17 protein-coding genes and 1 tRNA gene are annotated in these 16,045 nt (G+C 73.4%); 6 read left to right on the forward strand and 12 right to left on the reverse strand.

Features of this window, described 5'->3' with window-relative positions; translation table 11 throughout:
- Positions 1 to 858 precede the first annotated feature (858 nt).
- Genes FIC82_RS04910 through FIC82_RS04920 form a run of 3 tightly spaced genes read right to left on the reverse strand, consistent with a single transcriptional unit; the run spans position 859 to position 4,486 of the window.
- A complete protein-coding gene (locus FIC82_RS04910) occupies positions 859 to 2,901 on the reverse strand; it encodes a carbohydrate-binding domain-containing protein (protein ID WP_154797781.1) in 2,043 nt (680 codons plus the stop codon).
- A complete protein-coding gene (locus FIC82_RS04915; protein ID WP_154797782.1) occupies positions 2,901 to 3,785 on the reverse strand; it encodes a polyphosphate polymerase domain-containing protein in 885 nt (294 codons plus the stop codon). The genes FIC82_RS04910 and FIC82_RS04915 overlap by 1 nt, the downstream gene beginning before the upstream one ends.
- Positions 3,782 to 4,486 carry a DUF4956 domain-containing protein gene (locus tag FIC82_RS04920; protein ID WP_216609987.1) on the reverse strand — a complete coding sequence of 235 codons (705 nt, stop codon included), beginning with the start codon at positions 4,484 to 4,486 and terminating at the stop codon, positions 3,782 to 3,784. The genes FIC82_RS04915 and FIC82_RS04920 overlap by 4 nt, the downstream gene beginning before the upstream one ends.
- Before the next feature lie 235 nt (positions 4,487 to 4,721).
- On the opposite strand from FIC82_RS04920, the gene FIC82_RS04925 reads away from it, so the two are divergent.
- The 3 genes from FIC82_RS04925 (at position 4,722) to FIC82_RS04935 (ending at position 6,839) form a co-directional block, all read left to right on the forward strand.
- Positions 4,722 to 5,561, forward strand: coding sequence for a siderophore-interacting protein (locus tag FIC82_RS04925; protein WP_154797784.1), 840 nt, complete (start codon positions 4,722 to 4,724; stop codon positions 5,559 to 5,561).
- Positions 5,562 to 5,569: 8 nt separating this feature from the next.
- Positions 5,570 to 6,598, forward strand: coding sequence for an iron-siderophore ABC transporter substrate-binding protein (locus tag FIC82_RS04930; protein WP_154797785.1), 1,029 nt, complete (start codon positions 5,570 to 5,572; stop codon positions 6,596 to 6,598).
- Between the two features lie 151 nt (positions 6,599 to 6,749).
- Positions 6,750 to 6,839: transfer RNA gene (locus FIC82_RS04935), tRNA-Ser, on the forward strand.
- Positions 6,840 to 7,096: 257 nt separating this feature from the next.
- Here FIC82_RS04935 and FIC82_RS04940 read toward each other — a convergent pair.
- Positions 7,097 to 7,381, reverse strand: a complete 285-nt coding sequence (locus FIC82_RS04940; protein ID WP_154797786.1) for a hypothetical protein — start codon at positions 7,379 to 7,381, stop codon at positions 7,097 to 7,099.
- A 324-nt stretch (positions 7,382 to 7,705) separates the two neighbouring features.
- Positions 7,706 to 8,338: a TetR/AcrR family transcriptional regulator gene (locus FIC82_RS04945; RefSeq protein ID WP_154797787.1), complete on the reverse strand. Its 633-nt coding sequence runs from the start codon at positions 8,336 to 8,338 to the stop codon at positions 7,706 to 7,708.
- Positions 8,339 to 8,379: 41 nt separating this feature from the next.
- Here FIC82_RS04945 and FIC82_RS04950 point away from each other — a divergent pair, with 41 nt between their 5' ends.
- Positions 8,380 to 8,904 (forward strand): DnaJ family domain-containing protein, encoded by a 525-nt coding sequence (locus FIC82_RS04950; RefSeq protein ID WP_154797788.1) that lies wholly within the window; start codon positions 8,380 to 8,382, stop codon positions 8,902 to 8,904.
- 12 nt (positions 8,905 to 8,916) lie between these two features.
- Here the strand turns inward: FIC82_RS04950 and FIC82_RS21285 are convergent, their stop codons facing one another.
- Positions 8,917 to 9,363 carry a Rossmann-fold NAD(P)-binding domain-containing protein gene (locus FIC82_RS21285; protein WP_336240326.1) on the reverse strand — a complete coding sequence of 149 codons (447 nt, stop codon included), beginning with the start codon at positions 9,361 to 9,363 and terminating at the stop codon, positions 8,917 to 8,919.
- The gene (locus tag FIC82_RS04955; RefSeq protein ID WP_336240327.1) at positions 9,246 to 9,929 is read right to left on the reverse strand and encodes a lactate/malate family dehydrogenase; all 684 of its coding nucleotides are present in this window, start codon (positions 9,927 to 9,929) and stop codon (positions 9,246 to 9,248) included. Before FIC82_RS04955 ends, FIC82_RS21285 begins: the two co-directional genes overlap by 118 nt.
- 450 nt (positions 9,930 to 10,379) lie before the next feature.
- On the opposite strand from FIC82_RS04955, the gene FIC82_RS04960 reads away from it, so the two are divergent.
- Positions 10,380 to 11,942 carry a glycosyl hydrolase family 18 protein gene (locus FIC82_RS04960; RefSeq protein WP_168731497.1) on the forward strand — a complete coding sequence of 521 codons (1,563 nt, stop codon included), beginning with the start codon at positions 10,380 to 10,382 and terminating at the stop codon, positions 11,940 to 11,942.
- Between the two features lie 248 nt (positions 11,943 to 12,190).
- Here FIC82_RS04960 and FIC82_RS04965 read toward each other — a convergent pair whose 3' ends face one another.
- From FIC82_RS04965 to FIC82_RS04975, 3 genes are read right to left on the reverse strand one after another with little or no spacing between them, the layout of a single operon-like run.
- Entirely contained in the window at positions 12,191 to 12,886 is a 696-nt protein-coding gene (locus tag FIC82_RS04965; RefSeq protein WP_154797790.1) for a phosphatase PAP2 family protein, read from the reverse strand.
- Positions 12,886 to 13,608, reverse strand: coding sequence for a phosphatase PAP2 family protein (locus tag FIC82_RS04970; protein ID WP_168731498.1), 723 nt, complete (start codon positions 13,606 to 13,608; stop codon positions 12,886 to 12,888). Before FIC82_RS04970 ends, FIC82_RS04965 begins: the two co-directional genes overlap by 1 nt.
- Before the next feature lie 60 nt (positions 13,609 to 13,668).
- Positions 13,669 to 14,064, reverse strand: a complete 396-nt coding sequence (locus FIC82_RS04975; protein ID WP_154797791.1) for a RidA family protein — start codon at positions 14,062 to 14,064, stop codon at positions 13,669 to 13,671.
- A gap of 243 nt (positions 14,065 to 14,307) precedes the next feature.
- Between FIC82_RS04975 and FIC82_RS04980 the strand changes: the two genes are divergently transcribed.
- Positions 14,308 to 14,877, forward strand: a complete 570-nt coding sequence (locus tag FIC82_RS04980) for an NUDIX hydrolase (RefSeq protein ID WP_168731499.1) — start codon at positions 14,308 to 14,310, stop codon at positions 14,875 to 14,877.
- Between the two features lie 46 nt (positions 14,878 to 14,923).
- Here FIC82_RS04980 and FIC82_RS21165 read toward each other — a convergent pair whose 3' ends face one another.
- On the reverse strand, positions 14,924 to 15,052 hold the full coding sequence (locus FIC82_RS21165) for a hypothetical protein (protein WP_256390411.1): 129 nt from the start codon (positions 15,050 to 15,052) through the stop codon (positions 14,924 to 14,926).
- Between the two features lie 179 nt (positions 15,053 to 15,231).
- The gene (locus tag FIC82_RS04985) at positions 15,232 to 15,963 is read right to left on the reverse strand and encodes an SDR family NAD(P)-dependent oxidoreductase (protein ID WP_154797792.1); all 732 of its coding nucleotides are present in this window, start codon (positions 15,961 to 15,963) and stop codon (positions 15,232 to 15,234) included.
- Positions 15,964 to 16,045: the final 82 nt, after the last annotated feature.

Genomic DNA, 16,045 nt, shown 5'->3' on the forward strand with positions numbered 1-16,045 from the left:
GTCGACGGCGGAAGGTCGGCGGAGGACGTCGCCACGTGCGCGGGGGACGCCGCCGACGGACCGGACGAGCTGGGGGAGGTCGGGTCGATGGGCACGCCTCCCACCGTACGACGCGACCCGTGGGAGAACCGTGGTCGCGCGGAGAGAGAACCCTGGTCGGCCGAGGTAGAACCGCAGTCCGCCGAAGTAGAACCCTGGTTCTTGTGCCCGACGGCGCGTGGTCGGGTTGGGGTGGTCGGGGTGGGTGGTGGTGCCGCGTCTACCATCCGCCGCTCGTTCCTCGCGGCTCCCGCCAGGCCCGCCACGACGCGGCACCACCACCCACCCCGCCCGGCTTCGTCTCACCCTGGTCGTCGCTCGCCTCGGGCGACTGCCCGCGGTGTCGGATCCGCTTGCGTCGCATCGCGCCGAGCAGGTGGTTCTGGCTGGTCCTGGGTGGTGGACGAGCCATGATCACCTGTTCGGCCTGCCGGGACCGCCTGGTCGGCCAGGCGTCGGGGCAGGGCGGGTCGAGAGGTGAGCGGTGGGGGTGGGCTCGGATGCGAAGGGGCGTCAGAGCGGCGCTCCTCGAACCCAGGCCGACCGGCCGGGGTGACGGCGCCGCAGCCCCGAGCAACCGAGGCCACCCCCACCGCGGACCCGACCCCGCGGGTTGAGGGCGAGCCCCCACCGCGGACCCGACCCCGCGGGTTGAGGGCGAGCCCCCACCGCGGACCCGACCCGCGGGCTTGAGGGCGAGCGCTCGCCGCGGGCCGGTCTCCGCGGGCCTGCGGTGCGACGATCGTTCTGCGTCGTCGGGCAGCGTTCTGACCGACGGCCTGTGGTGACCGTCGGGCAGAGCGTCGGGGGCGGGACGGGTCAGGACTCGGTGGTGCCGTCCTGGGTCGTGTTGCCGTCCTGGGAGCCCGGGCGGCCGCCGCCGGTCGGGCCGCCCATGCCGCCGCCGGACCACTCGCCCGCGACGGCGGTCGCCGAGCCGGCGGGGGTCGTCACGGTGTAGGTCTCGCCTGTCGTGACGTCGGCCGAGGAGAAGACGACGTTCGCGGTGTCCTTGGTGACGGTGTACTCGGTGAGGACGGTGCCGTCGGCGTCCGTGATCGTCACGGTGTCGCCGGCGCTCGCGGAGACGTTCGCCGAGAGCCAGCCCTGCGAGGAGTCGGTCGACGGCGCGACGACCATGCCCGCGCTGCCCGCCGCGAGGAGCGACCCGCCGCTGACGGTGAACGCCCCGTTGACGTCGAGCGCGCCGTTGCCGTCGTTCGTCGGGCCCTGGACGACGATCTCGCCTCCCGTGACGGTGAGCGAGCCGTTCGAGTCGATGCCGTCGCCGCCGGCGTCGACGGTGAGGGTGCCGCCGGAGATCGTCAGCGTCGAGCCGTCGTCGGTGTCCATGCCGCCGCCTGCGCCTCCGGGGCCGCCCTGGGGCATCTCGGTGCCGTCGGGGAGCTCGCCGCCCTGCGGGGGCTCCGGCATCTGACCGTCGGCCGGCATCTCCGGCGGGGTGCCGTCGGCTGCGGCGCCGTCAGGAGGCTCGGGCATCGTGCCGTCCGCGGACGTGTCGGGTGCGGAACCGTCGGGCGCCGCCCCGGCCGCGGTGTCACCGCCGGTCGAGCCGTCACCGCCCGCCGAGCCCTCGGTGCCGGTCGCCGTGTCGTCGGTGGTCGAGCCGACGGTGGCGTTGAGGCCGTCGTCGGTCGCCGTGACGTCGAGGTCGCCGCCGGAGATCGTGATGGCCGCGCCCTCGATGCCCTCGACGGACGTCGTGACGGTGAGGTCGCCGCCGGAGACGGTGACGTCGCCGTCGGCGTGCACGCCGTCGTCGCCGGACGACAGCTCGACGCTCCCGCCCGAGACGGAGACGGCGCCGTTGGAGTGCAGCGCGTCGTCGGCGGCGTCGACGGCGACGGTCGCGTCGTCGCCGACCACGACGCCGATGTCGCCCTTGAGACCCTTCGCCGAGGCGTCCTCGGCGACGGTCGCGCCGGCTCCGCCCGCGGCGGTCACGGACAGCGTCCCGCCGGAGACGATGACGTCGGTGACGGCCTGCACGCCGTCGTCGCCCGACGCGACGGTGACCGTCCCGCCGCGCACGTCGACGAACCCCAGGGCCTCGTCGCCGTCCTCGGTCGACTTCAGCCCGTCCTTCGCGGCGGTGACGTCGAGCGTCCCACCCGTGACGACGAGGTAGTCCTTGCCGCGGAGGCCGTCGTCGCCCGCGTCGACCGTGAGGTCACCGCCCGCGACGACGAGGCCGTCCTTCGACACGATGCCGTCGTTCGCGTGCGACGTCACGGTGAGCGCCCCGTCGCCGCCGATCACGAGGTCGGCGGTCGAGAACAGCGCGCCGTCCGGCTCGCCGTCGGCGTCCTGGGCGGAGTACGTCTCGGCGTCGGTGAGGCTGTTGGTCGACCCGTCGGCCAGGACGACGGCGACCTTCTCCGCGTCCTGCACGTTCACGGCGGCGTTGGTCGTCGAGGTGATGTCGGCGCCGTCGAGCACGAGCTGGACGAGCCCGTCCTCCGCGGTGTCGACGACGACCTGCCCCTCCAGAGTGCCGCTCAGCACGTAGGTGCCCGGTGCGGTGACGGTGACGGTCGAGCCGTCGACGGTCACGCCGTCGCCGTCCGCCGTGGCGGTGTCGTCGTTCAGCGTGACGGCCACGGCCGAGGACTCGTCGTACTCGAGGTCGGCGTCGTCCACCGTCACCTCGGTGTTGTCCGCGCGAGCCTCGTCGGGGGTGAGCCCGGCGACGGCGTCGGCCGCGACGCTCGTGGTCGTGGTCTCGGTGGTGCCCGACGAGGTGGTGTCCGTCGTCGCATCGCTCCCCAGCACGGAGCAGCCCGCGAGGACGGCTGCCGCGGCGGCGGCAGTGAGATAGGTCAGGGGTCGGCGGATGCGCATCAGAGGCTCCTGTCGTCGTGCCCGGGGGTGCGGGCGGGTGTGGTCGTGGTCCCCGCGGGTGCGGTCGCGCCGGGGGAGGGGGTGAGGTGGCGCCGGATCACGCGCCGCCACGGGCCGTCGGGCAGGTCGGGGCGCAGGAGCGCCAGCCCGGTGCCGTACTTGGAGATCCGCTCGGGCCGGTGGCCGTGCCGCCACAGCAGCCGGTCGAGGTCCGACGGCGTGGAGTCGCCCTTGGTCTCGACGACCACCAGGTGCGGGACCGACCAGGTGAGCGGCACGTCACCGTCCGGCTGGTCGAGCTCCCACGCGAGGCCGGTGTCGATCGTGGCGCGCGCGGCGCCGTCGGCCTCGGGGAGCAGGAGTGTCGTGCGGCGGTACCGCGACACGAGCCCCGGCGAGAGCGCGAGGTGCGACCCGCCGTCGATCCCCTCGGCCTCCAGCGTGCGGCCGACGAACGTGCGGCCGTCGCCGAGCGCGGTCGGGCACTCGTCGTGCGCGACGCGCTGCTTGAGCGTCGTGCCGCGCGCGGCGCGGGTCTTGACCTCGAGGAAGCTCGCGCCCGAGTCCAGGTAGGTCCGGGTGCGGACCTTGAACCGCCGACGGCGGCGGGTCGCCGTGAGGTGGAACGACGCGAGGTCGGGGGTGTCGAAGTACACCGACTCGTACGCCGCGCTGCGGGCGCCGTCGATCTCGAGGACGCGGGCTGCGGTCACGCGGGCGAGGTCGTCGAGGACGGCCACGGCGTCGTCGACCGGGAGGACGTACTTGCGGTCGACCCGGGTGAGGAGCGCGGCCGCATCGACGAGCTCGTCGAGGCCGACGCCGTCGAGCGGGCAGAGGACGGCGCGCACCCGGTCGTCGGCCGTCACGGTCCGAGGGCTCATGCGCGCACCTCGGTCCGCTCGGGCCGGGCCGGCGTCGTGGTCGCCGGGGTGAGAGGTGCGAAGGGCGCGGCCTCGCGCGGGGCCGGGAGCGCGGCGTCGGGCACGGGGAGGGGTGCGGCGGCCGCCCGGGTGGGCACCGCCGTCGCCCGACGGCGGGCACGCGGCTCGGTGTAGCGGACGTCCACCCACGTGGTGTCGTTGACGAGGTCGAGGCGCTGGACGCTCACGCCGCGGACCTCGGCGCCGAGGAGCTCCTCGAGGTAGCGGGTGAGCTCGGCGCGGTCGGTGAGGGCGCGGTCGACGACGACGCTCTGGCTCTGCGCGCGGCGCAGGACCCGCGGGTGGTCGACGACGGCCATCACGCCGACGACGAGCGCCATGCCGGCGAGGGAGAGCCAGCCGGTCGTCGCGCCGAGGCCGCCGAGGAGGCCGAGCGCGAGGGCCGCGAAGTAGTAGGCGACCTCCGTCTGCGACAGCTCCGTCGAGCGGAGCCGGATGATCGAGAGGACCCCGAAGAGCCCGAGCCCCAGACCGGCGCCCACGCTGCTCGTCGCGAGCGTCGCCGCGACCGCGAGCACCCCCACGTTGACGCCGAGGTACGCGACCACGAGGTCGCGGCGCCGGTGCCGGGGGAAGTAGAGGCCGAACGCGAGGACGGTGACAGCGACGAGGTCGACGAGGTACAGGACGGGCTGGGACACGAGGCCTCCGGGTGCCGGGGCGCTGGGCGCCGTGGTCGAGGACGTTCCCATTCCGCCGGGGGAGTCTGTGCGGTCGCTGTGGAGGGCACAGGGTGCGTGTATGAGTCCCTTTCGGCCAGACCTCGCCCGGAGTTCACGCGGGACGCCGCGGCGCTCGCGGCTCCGTGACCGGGGTCACGGCCGCGCACCCAGGCGGTGATGTTAGCCTCACCTAAGTCACCGACGAGAGGTTGTCATGTCGACCACCACCGCGCCCGCGCCGCGGCGCGCCCGCCCCCAGACGGTCCTCGAGGTCCTCGAGACCGCGTGGCTCTCCCCGCACCTCGTGCGGGTCGTGGCCGGGGGCGACGGGTTCGCCGCGTTCACGACGAACGAGCACACCGACAAGTACGTCAAGATCATCTTCGCCAAGCCGGAGCTCGGGCTGGAACCGCCCTACGACGTCCAGGCGCTGCGCGAGACGCTCGCGCCCGAGGACCTGCCCGTCACCCGCACGTACACCGTGCGGTGGGTCGACGAGGCCGCCCAGCGGCTCGCGATCGACTTCGTCGTGCACGGCGACGAGGGCCTCGCCGGGCCGTGGGCAGCGCGCACGAAGCCCGGCGACCGGATCGTCTTCTCCGGCCCCGGCGGCGGCTACGCGCCCGACCCGGCCGCCGACTGGCACCTGCTCGCCGGCGACGACTCCGCGCTCCCCGCGATCGCCGCCGCGCTCGAGGCCATGCCGCGCGACGCCGTCGGGCACACCGTCCTGGAGGTCGGTACCGAGGCGGACCGGCTCCCGCTCGAGGCGCCCGCGGGCGTCCAGGTCACCTGGCTGCTGCGCGGCGACGCGCCCGCAGGGACCACGACGCTCCTGCCCGACGCCGTCGCCGACCTCGCGTGGCGCGAGGGCCGGGTCCACGTCTTCGCGCACGGCGAGCGCGAGGCCATGAAGGCACTGCGCCGCGTGTTCGCGGAGCGCGGTGTCCCGCGCGCCGACCTGTCGCTCTCCGGCTACTGGGCCCACGGCCGCGCCGAGGACCGCTTCCAGGCGGAGAAGCGCGAGCCTGTCGGCCAGATCTTCGAGGACTGAGGAGTCCCATGCACCGCACCAGCACCACCCGTCCCCGCCGCGCGCTCGCGGCCGTGTCCGCGCTCGCCGTCCTCGCGCTCGCCGCGTGCTCGTCGGGAGACGGCTCGGGCGACGACGCCGACCAGGGCGACCCTTCGGCGTCGGGCACCGAGGGCGCCGAGGCGTTCCCCGTCACGATCCCCACCGCGTTCGGCGACGTCGAGATCCCGGAGGAGCCGACGCGCGTCGTCGCGCTCGGGTGGGGCGACGCCGAGACCGCCCTCGCGCTCGGCGTCCAGCCCGTCGGGGCGAGCGACTGGCTCGCGTTCGGCGGCGACGGCGTCGGGCCGTGGCTCGCCGACGCCTACACCGAGTCGCCCGAGATCATCGGCACGCTCGAGCCGTCGTACGAGCAGATCGCCGTGCTCGACCCCGACGTCATCCTCGACACGAAGTCTTCGGGCGACCCGGAGCGCTACGAGCGGCTGTCCGAGATCGCCCCGACCATCGGGATCCCCGAGGGCGGCGAGGCCTACCTCACGCCCATGGAGGACCAGGTGGGGATGATCGCCGCAGCCCTCGGGCGCAGCGACGCCGGCGAGCAGCTGCTCGCCGAGGTCGACGACGCTTTCGCCGCCGCGCGCGACGAGCACCCGGAGTTCGACGGCAAGACCGCCGTCATCGGGTCCTACTGGGCCGAAGGCTTCGGGGCGTACGTCTCGACGTCCGCCCGCGGCGAGTTCATCCAGGGCCTCGGCTTCAGCACCAAGCCCGAGATCGACGAAGCCGCCGGCGAGGAGTTCTCCGCCAACCTCGGCACCGAGAACGTCGACCTGCTCGACGCCGACCTCACCGTCATCCAGCCCATCGGCTTCACCGCCGCCGACGTCGAGGCGCTCCCGATCTTCCAGACCGTGCCCTCCGTCGCCGACGGCCGCTACGTCGTGTTCGACGACGAGGACCTGTCCAGCGCCTTCTCGCTCGGCACGCCCACGGCCGTGATCTACGCGATCGACAACGTCGTGCCGCTGTTCGCCGAGGCGCTCGCCGGGAAGTGACGCGTGCCCGACGGCGCGGGGCAGGCCGCGTGGTCTGCCCCGCGCGGGCGTCGGTCGGGTCGTGCGCGACCCGGCGCAGGACCGGCTGACCGGCCGATTCGGTGTCCGGGGGTGTGACCAGGTATCCTTCCTGGGCCGGGTATCCCGGCGAGGTAGCGTGTCCGAGCGGCCTAAGGAGCACGCCTCGAAAGCGTGTGTGGGTGAAAGTCCACCGTGGGTTCAAATCCCACCGCTACCGCCACCCGAAGGGCCCCACCCGCAGAACCCTGCGGTTGTGGGGCCCTTCGTCGTACCCGGCCCTCCGTTGTGCACTGCGGGCTGTCGACCAAGGCATGCTGGACGCGCTGGTCGAGGACGACCCGCAGCTCCGGAGCCACGTGGGTGCGCTTCACGTGGTGCCGGACGGCCGTGTCCTCGAACCCCACTCGTCCAGCCGCACACATGGCGATGGCGGTCTCGTGTGATCGCGAGAACGACCTATGAGCCGTTGACCGTGCGTCACCGCCAGTACCGCTGATCCCGCCACCAGAAGGCGTCGGCCGCGCCGACGATCCGGGTGTCCGCGACGCGCACGAGTTCGCGCAGCTCGCGGCCCGCACGCGCCGGCGTCACCCGAATCAGCTCCTCGAGGGCGTCGCGCATCTCGACATCGGGCCTGAGGCCACCGCAGCACGCGAAGTCGCACCCCGACGGCCAGAACATCGCGGACGCCTGCGTCCAGGATTGCAGCGCGAGGAGAAGCGATCCGCGGGCGAGCCGCGTCAGACGCTCGTAGCGGAGCACGGCGGCACGGGCCGATCCCGAGAGCTTCGGTCCGCCAACCTCCGGTCTGGGAAGCGGCGCTACTCGCCGCGTGAGCAGCTGCGCATCTCGCAGCTGGGAGGGCCGCCTACGCGGCATGTCCCTTCGTGGTGATGTGCACGGAGAGATCTTAGGTGCGTGGTCACCAGCGCGCCTACCTGTCGCCGTCCGGCCCCGCACCGCGTACCGGGCGAAGCTCCACCAGCTCTCGCTGACGTCGGGCTGGATCGACGCCGGGACCTGAGCTGAACCTCTTGGGGCTCCCGCGGGACCCGCCGGTCAGGATGCTCCCGCCGGACCCGCCGGTCAGGGTCCTCCGGCGAAGAGGCGGTCCAGGTGCTGGTCGATGGCTGCCAGCGCGGCCTGCGGCTCGATCACCTCGAGCTCGAGCAGCGGCGTGAACCCGGTCAGCGCGAGGAGGAGGTCTGTCTCGACGTCCGGGTCGCGGTCCGGTGCGATCCGTCCCTGCGCGATCGCTTCGCGGACGAGCTGCGCGACCATCGCGCGGCCGTCGCGGAGCCCGAGGCTCGCCTGCTCGCGCAGGGCCGGGTCGTGCAGCGCCTCCAGGACGTACGCGGCACTCATGCGGCTCGATGCCCGCGCGTCCGGACCCAGGGGGAGCATCTCGACGAGGACCAGCCGGAGCACGTCCCGCGGGTGCGGGGGCTGGTCGAGCGCGGCCAACCCTCGTGCGACGCGGTCGGCGGTCTGCCCGGCGGCGAACTCCATCGCGAAGGTGAGCAGCCCGGCGCGCGATGCGAAGTAGTGCTGCACGTGCCCGAGCGAGACCCCGGCCTCGCTCGCGACCTCGCGCATCGTGGCCTTGGTCCAACCGTGCTGGTCGACGACCCGCCACAGCGCACGTGCGATCACCTCACGACGTTCCTGGTGGTCCACCACCTTCGGCACTCCGGGCTCCTTCTCCTTGGCGATACGCATGACACAATACAGTCGTATGGTGAACCTCGGAAGGAGTGACGATGGCCGACCCGTACCCACCCTCAGCGTTCTTCAACCCGTACGCGGTCGCCGTCGACGACGAGGTGGCGATCGCGCTGCTGGCCGACCTGCACGTCCGCAGGGCGATCGAGCGCGGCGAGTTCGATGACCTGCCAGGCAGCGGCAAGCCGCTCCCCATGCCGGACCGCTACGACCCGGACTGGTGGCTCAAGAACCTCGTCAAGCGCGAGAGGCTCGTGGTGCTGCCGCCGTCGATCGAGCTGCGCAGGGAGGACGCCGCGCTGGACGAACGCCTCGACGAGATCTGGGTCGAGGACGACGTGCGTCACGAGGTCGAGGAGTTCAACCGGCGCGTGCTCCGCGGCCGCTACCAAGTACCCGCCGGCCCACCCCTGGTCACCATGCCGCGCGACGTCGACCAGACCGTCGCCGCGTGGGCAGACCGGCGGGCGGCGCGAGCCGCGGAGGCGCGAGCGAGAGCGCACGAGGACGCACCCGACGAGGGTCGACGTCGCCGTCGACGCTTCTCTCGACGGTCCCGCTAGCCGGGTCGTCCGCTAGAGCCCGACCTGTCCCGCCGCCGCGCGCAGCGTCTCGGCCGAGTGACGCAGGGACGTGAGCTCGCCCTCCGACATGGGCGTCGGCAGCAGGGTCCCGGCGCCGGCGTGGCTGACCATGGTCGGGACGGAGAGGCAGACGTCGTCGATGCCTCGGTAGTCGGTCACCAGCGAGGAGACCGGCATGACGCGGTGCTCGTCGTTGGTCACCGCCTCGACGATCCGGGAGGCAGCGAGGCCGATCGCGTAGGCGGTGGCGCCCTTGCCGGCGATGATGTCGTAGGCCGAGTGCACGACGTCGTGCGTGATCGCGTCGCGGACGTCCTGGGTCAGCGGCTGCCGCCCGTCGAACGGCTCGAGGTCCAGGAGCGGCACTCCGCCGATCGTCGCGGACGACCACAGCGGGACGGCGGTGTCGCCGTGCTCGCCGGCGACGTAGGCGTGCACGTTCTGCACGGCGACGCCGACGTGGTCCGCGATGAGGTACCGGAACGTGACGAGTCGAGCACCGCGCCGGAGCCGAACACCTGCGTGCGCGGCAGGCCGGAGTACCGCAGGGCGGCGTAGGTGACGACGTCCACGGGGTTGGTGACCATGAGGTACACGGCGTGGGGTGCGACCTTGACGAGCCGGGGCATGAGCGTGCGTGCCAGGCCGACGGTCCGGGCGGCGAGGTCGATGCGCGTCTGCCCGGGCTGCTGCTTGGCGCCCGCCGTGACGGCGACGATGTCCGCGCCCGCGCACGCCGCGACGTCGTCGGATCCCTCGACGCGCGCCATGGGCATGAACTGGATGCCGTGGGCAAGGTCGAGGGCCTGCGCACGGACCTTGGCCCTGTCGACGTCGTACAGGACCACCTCGCGCGCCGCCCCGCGGATCAGGACCGCGTAGGCCAGGGTCGCGCCGACAGAGCCGGCGCCGACCACCGCGACCTTCGCGGTCGGGCGTGTCGAGGGTCCGCCGCTGCCCGCGGGCGTCCCGCCTTCCTGGAGGTGACCGATCGGCTCCTGCATCACCGCACTGCCTCCCTTGTCGTGTGCGTCTCACGAGAAGTACGGGCCGGTTCCAGGCTAGGTCGTCTCGACCGACCATGACGGTCGGAAGGGCTCGGTCGAGCGCGAGCCGGGTACTGGACGGGTGTCCATCGCGCCAGAGAATCAACCGTCGGACACAAGACAGAGCACACGGGCAATTTTCGTTCGGACCCTGGCGTAAACGCCTCCGGTCCAGGTAGGTTGCAGGAGACCGAACAAATCCCGGGACGCACCGTCGCGACCCGTGCGAAGAGCAACGAGGCCTTCATGACCGATCGACCCGCACCCAGCACCCCAGGACGTGATTCCGTGAACCATGCCCGCACCCTCGGCGCCGCCGTGGCGCTCGCTGCATCGACCGCTCTCGTGGCCACCCTGGTCGCCGCTCCCGCGACTGCGGCCCCTGCGCCGGCCGCCAAGCCGGCATCCGTGGCCGGTCCCTCCGACATCAACGGGTTCCGCAGCGTCGGCTACGTCATGGCCGACTCGCGCGTGACCCGCGACTTCCACGTGGTCGACCTCGTCCGCACCGGAGCGATCGAGGACCTCACCCACATCAACTACGCGTTCGGGAACGTCACGACCGACCTCGTGTGCGACATCGCCGACGTCCCGGGCGAGGGCGACCCGCTCAACGACTTCGTCGCGGAGGTCGCCGCCGCGGACTCCGTCGACGGCAAGGCCGACAAGCCGGGTCAGGCACTCGCCGGCAACTTCAACCAGCTCAAGAAGCTCAAGGCCGTCAGCCCCGAGACGAAGATCCTCGTCTCGCTCGGTGGCTGGACCTGGTCCGACAACTTCTCCGAGGCGGCGTCCACGGCCGAGGGCCGCACGGCGCTCGTCGACTCCTGCCTGGACATCTACATCGACGGCGACCTGCCGGTCGTCGACGGCAAAGGTGGCCCGGGTGTCGCGGCCGGCATCTTCGACGGCATCGACATCGACTGGGAGTGGCCGGTCACGGGCGGCGAGACGGCGAATGCCCGCCCCGAGGACAAGGAGAACTTCCTGCTCCTCATGGAGGAGTTCCGCACCGAGCTCGACGCGCGCGGTGCGGCGAACGGCGAGGAGTACCTGCTGACGGGCTTCGCGCCCGCGGGCGGCTGGAACGCCGGGCAGGGCGGCTGGCTCGACCCGCGCCTGTTCGCGGTCGTGGACTTCCTCAACGTCCAGGGCTACGACTTCCACGGCGGCTGGGTGCCGAACAAGACCGGTCACCAGGGCAACCTGCACCCGGACGGTGCGGAGAACTGGGGCCTCGGTCTCGACGGCGCGCTCGGCATGTACGTCAACGCAGGCGCGGACCCGAGCCAGATCAACGCGGGTCTCGCGGCCTACGGTCACGGGTGGTACGGCGTCGAGGACGGCTCGCAGGGCTGGCAGCCCGCCGCGGGCTACGTCGGCACCAAGACGTACGCGGAGCTGCGCTCGTTCGGGGGCGACTCCTACTTCGACCCGGAGATCGGCGCGAGCTGGCTCTACGACGGCGACCAGTGGTGGAGCTACGACGACCCGGCGTCGGTCACGGCCAAGGCCGAGTTCGTCGCGACGCAGGGCTACGGCGGCGCGATGTGGTGGGACCTCTCGGGCGACTACCGCAACGAGCTCGGTGACGCGCTGGGCTCGACGCTGCGCGCGGCGACCCCCGGCCCGGGTGTGCCCGCCGAGTGCGCCGTGCCCTGGTATGGCACGGGCGTCTACACCGGTGGCGAGGTCGTCTCGCACGAGGGCACCGAGTACAAGGCCCAGTGGTGGACCCGCAACCAGGAGCCGGGCTCGTCGTCCGCCTGGAAGAAGATCGGTCCGTGCGGCACGGCGCCCGAGGTCGTGGTCGCGGACTGCGCCGCGGCCTGGTCGCGCGAAGCCGTGTACACGGGCGGGCAGACCGTGTCCCGCGCCGGGGTGAACTACAAGGCCCAGTGGTGGACCAAGGGCGAGCTGCCCGGGTCCGTGACGTGGGGCTCGTGGGACCCGGTCGGGCTGTGCGCGTGATCTGACGGGTCGTCCGGGCGCCGCGCATCGCCCGGACGACCACCGCACGACGGCGGGCCCGGTCTCAGGACCGGGCCCGCCGTCGTCGTCAGGAAAGCGGGCGCGCAGACCCGGGTCCTCCCTCGTGCGACCAGGGTTCTACCTCGCCCGACCACGGTTCTACCTCGCCAGACCACGGTTCTACCTCGCCAGACCACGGTTCTACTTCGCGCGAGCGGGGTCTTCTCTCGTGGGAGGGGCGTCTTCCCTCAGCGCTGAGTGCGGACGTCGCGGCGCAGGTAGTTCCAGGCGAGGGCGCAGCAGACGATGCCGTTGATCAGGCCCATCACGACGTCGGCCGGGCCGTGGGCGCCGCGGTAGAGCCGGGACATCCCGACGGCGAGCGGCACGAGGCAGCACAGGACCGTGACGACGGCGCGCAGGACGGGGTGCGTGATGCGCTGCGCGAGCAGGGCGAGGGTCAGGTAGAACGCCGTGGACGCGCCGGTGTGGCCCGAGGGGAAGCTCGACGTGGGCGGCGCCTCGTCGAGGCGCGAGACGTCGGGGCGCTCGCGGCCGACGACGATCGACGACGTGAGGAAGATCAGCGCCTGCAGCGCGACGGCGAGCGCGGGCACGACGGCGAACCACCACTGCCGCGTGCGCCACCAGACGAGCAGGATCGTCAGCACCGTCCCGCCGATGATGAACTCGGTGGTCCCGACGAGCGAGAACACGTCGGTCACGGCGTCCCAGAAGGGGGTGCGCCGCTCCTCCAGCCAGCGGTTCACCCCGACCTCGCCGGGCAGGTCGCCCAGCGGGCCGGTCACGAGGAACCCGGTCGCGACGATGAGCACCCACAGGACCGCACCGGGGAGGAATGCCCGGAGCCCGACGTCGCGCAGCACCTCCTTCGCGGTGGGCCGCGTCGTGTCGAGCTCGTAGCGGTGCACGAAGGGATGCATCAGACCTCGTTCCTGGGAGCGGCACCGTCGGTGCCGGGGGAGAGGGTGGTCGTCCACCCGAGGTAGCCGACGGCGGACGCACCAGCGACCGCGCCGCCGAAGAGGACCCCGCCGACGACGTCGGACGGGTAGTGCGCGCCGAGCAGCACGCGGTCGGCCGCGGTGACGAGGGCGAGCACGGCCGCACCGCTCACGACGGCGACGCGGCCGCGGCGCCCGAGCAGCGGCCACACCAGCACCGTGAGGCTCACCCCGACGGCGGCGGCGTTCATCGCGTGCCCGGAGGGGAAGCTGGACCCGGGCACGACGGTCACCGCGTCCTCGACGACGGGACGCGCGCGGTCGACGACCTCCTTCGCTCCGAGGCCGAGTGCCCACGCGCCCCAGATGGTCCCTGCCGCCCAGGCCGCGCGCGTCCCGATGCCGTGGCGCCGCCATGCCCAGAGGCAGACGCCCATCGCGGCGAGGTTCATCCACCGCGCGGCGAGCACCTCCTGGCCGACGAGCAGCGTGCGCTCGACCGCGGGTCGCTCGCCGGTGATCCGGGTCGCCGCGGCGACGGCGGCCCGGTCGGCGTCGACCACCAACCCGGACTCCGCGCGCACGAGCCACGCGAGCACGAGGACGGGGACGGACGCCGCGACCCCGTACGCGGCGGCCCTCCCCAGGGCACGCCTCCGGGCGCGCCCGAGCGAGCGGCGCGGGGCAGGGTCGGCGGGCACCCCCGGACGGTAGCCGGGGGCGCGGTCGCACGCCCGTGGAAAGAGGTCAGCCGCGACGGCTCATGCGGGCAGCGCGGCGACCGCCTCGATCTCGACGAGCGCGTCCGGTCGGCCGATCCCGACGCGCAGCACCGTCACCGCTGCCGGGTGCGGTCCCCAGACCTCGCCGACGGCGGCGAACCCCTCCATGAGGTCGGCCTCGGGGTCGAGGTAGACGGCGAGCCGCGCGACGTCCTGCGGCCCCGCGCCCGCCTCTGTCAGCACGGCGAGGACGTTGCGCAGCGCCTGCGCGGTCTGGGCCGCGATGCCGCCCTCGACGATCGCGCCGTCCGCGTCGGTCCCGTTCTGGCCGCCGACGTAGAGCGTGCGACCGGTCTCGACGATCGTGCCCTGGGAGAAGGCGGGGTTGCGGTGCAGCCCGGCCGGGTTGAGGTGAGTGACGCTCTGCGTGGTCATGGTGTCCCCTCCTGCGAACTGGCCCTGAGGAGGCCGACGCTACGCCGTGCCACCCACAGCACCCGCGCGGGAGGACTCCGGCTCTTCGCGCGATCCCCGGCTCGGTCCCACCGCGGGCCGCGCCCACCGGCCGCGGCGTCGAACCTGGGGTGACGGGGACGGCGGTCGCCGAAACCGGGGATGTCGCCGGGACCGCCGTCGGCCCGACGGGCCGTCCGGCGCTCGGCTGTGTAGGAAGGAGGGGTGAAGCAGTCAGCAGGGCTCGTGCTCTACCGGTTCCGTGACGACGTGGTCGAGGTGCTCCTCGGGCACATGGGCGGCCCGCTGTGGGCGCGCAAGGACGCGGGCGGCTGGACGATCCCCAAGGGCGAGGTGGAGCCGGGTGAGGACGCGCGATCCGCGGCGCTGCGCGAGTTCGCGGAGGAGCTCGGCGTCCCGGCACCCGCTGCCGAGGCGCCCGACCTCGACCTCGGGACGGTGCGTCAGCGCGCCGGCAAGCTCGTCGCGGCGTGGGCGCGCGAGGCGGACCTCGACGTCACCGCGATCTCCAGCAACACGTTCGCGCTGGAGTGGCCGCCGCGCTCGGGTCGGATGCAGGAGTTCCCCGAGCTGGACCGGGCCGGGTGGTTCCCCCTCGCGCGCGCCCGCGGGCTCGTCGTCGCGGGGCAGGTTCCCCTGCTCGACCGGCTCGAAGAACGGATAGCCGCAGGCGCGGCGGGCGGGGTGGGCGCGGCACCGCCTGGTGCCGTGCCGCCGGGCACCGTACGAGGTGAGGCACGAGACGACACCCGGGATGACGCACCCGGGACATGACGAAGGCCCGGGACCGCGAGGTCCCGGGCCCGTGGCGTCGTGGGCGTCAGCCGATCAGGTACGGCGCCGCGGCGAACCCGGCGGCCAGCCCGACGAGCACGACGGCGGCGGCGGACAGGTGCGAGTGGCGCGCGCGGCTCGCGGTGCGGCGGGCTGCTTCGGTCACGGTGGTCATGACGGTCCTCTCGTCGGGGGCTTTCCAGGGAGAGAGACCGCGCCCGACGCGATCCATGACGCGATTCCGGCCGACCACGGCGCGATCTGCGTCACACCGTGGCGACCAAAGCGCGCCGACCCTGGTGCAGCATCGTGCACCAAGGCCGGGTGGTTCGCTCGGTCAAGCGCGTCAGCGGTTCACCAGGCGACAGCGCCGGTCGCGCTGAGGAACGACCCCGAGGCGGCGTCGTCGGGCAGCCGCGCGGCGCGGACCACGACCCGCGCCGCCTCGGCCGGTGGCGTCGGGGCCTGCTCGTGGTTCCCTGGTGCGAGATCGGTCTGGACCCATCCCGGGCACACGGACGTCACCTTCACGCGCGTCCCCGCGAGCTGCTTCGCGAGCGAGACCGTCACCGCGTTGAGCGCGGCCTTCGAGGCCTGGTAGGCGGGGACGACCAGGCCGAAGTACGGCGAGGCGGGATCCTGCTGGTCGGCGAGAGAGCCCATCGTCGACGAGACGTTGACGACCCGACCCGCCCGTGAGCGTTCGAGCAGGGGGAGGAACTCCTCGATCACGGCGACCGCGCCGAACACGTTCGTCCGGAACGTCCGCTCGAACACCGTGGGGTCGGCGAAGCGCGGTGCCTCGTCACCCGGCTCGGGCGATGCCTCCGGGAGGATCCCGGCGTTGTTGACGAGGACGTCGAGGTGGTCGTGGCGCGCGGACACCTCGGCGGCCGCCGAGCGCACGCTCGCCGGGTCGTCGACGTCGAGCGTCACGCCGGAGACGTCGAGGCCGCGTGCGCGGAGGGACGCGACCACGTCGCGGACGGCGTCCGGGCGGCGGCCGGCGAGGACGACCGTCGCGCCGTCGGTCGCCAGCGCCTCGACGACGGCGAGCCCGAGCCCGCGCGAGCCGCCGGTGACCAGGGCGCATGGGTGCTCCTTCGGGGGTGGTGGCGCCGGCGTTCGACCGGCACCACCACTCTCGTCGGGCCCGCAGGAGGAGTCC

It is taken from the genome of Cellulosimicrobium protaetiae (assembly GCF_009708005.2).
In the GTDB taxonomy this organism is placed as follows: domain Bacteria; phylum Actinomycetota; class Actinomycetes; order Actinomycetales; family Cellulomonadaceae; genus Cellulosimicrobium; species Cellulosimicrobium protaetiae.

What these genes read in the sequence shown, in the direction of transcription:
- FIC82_RS04915 (WP_154797782.1), bottom strand. Translation starts at nt 3,785, where the DNA reads ATGAGCCCTCGGACCGTGACGGCCGACGACCGGGTGCGCGCCGTCCTC.
- FIC82_RS21165 (WP_256390411.1), bottom strand. Translation starts at nt 15,052, where the DNA reads ATGACCACCGTGACCGAAGCAGCCCGCCGCACCGCGAGCCGCGCGCGC.
- FIC82_RS04950 (WP_154797788.1), top strand. Translation starts at nt 8,380, where the DNA reads ATGGCCGACCCGTACCCACCCTCAGCGTTCTTCAACCCGTACGCGGTC.
- FIC82_RS04975 (WP_154797791.1), bottom strand. Translation starts at nt 14,064, where the DNA reads ATGACCACGCAGAGCGTCACTCACCTCAACCCGGCCGGGCTGCACCGC.
- FIC82_RS04945 (WP_154797787.1), bottom strand. Translation starts at nt 8,338, where the DNA reads ATGCGTATCGCCAAGGAGAAGGAGCCCGGAGTGCCGAAGGTGGTGGAC.
- FIC82_RS04930 (WP_154797785.1), top strand. Translation starts at nt 5,570, where the DNA reads ATGCACCGCACCAGCACCACCCGTCCCCGCCGCGCGCTCGCGGCCGTG.
- FIC82_RS04965 (WP_154797790.1), bottom strand. Translation starts at nt 12,886, where the DNA reads ATGCATCCCTTCGTGCACCGCTACGAGCTCGACACGACGCGGCCCACC.
- FIC82_RS04955 (WP_336240327.1), bottom strand. Translation starts at nt 9,929, where the DNA reads ATGCAGGAGCCGATCGGTCACCTCCAGGAAGGCGGGACGCCCGCGGGC.
- FIC82_RS04925 (WP_154797784.1), top strand. Translation starts at nt 4,722, where the DNA reads ATGTCGACCACCACCGCGCCCGCGCCGCGGCGCGCCCGCCCCCAGACG.
- FIC82_RS04910 (WP_154797781.1), bottom strand. Translation starts at nt 2,901, where the DNA reads ATGCGCATCCGCCGACCCCTGACCTATCTCACTGCCGCCGCCGCGGCA.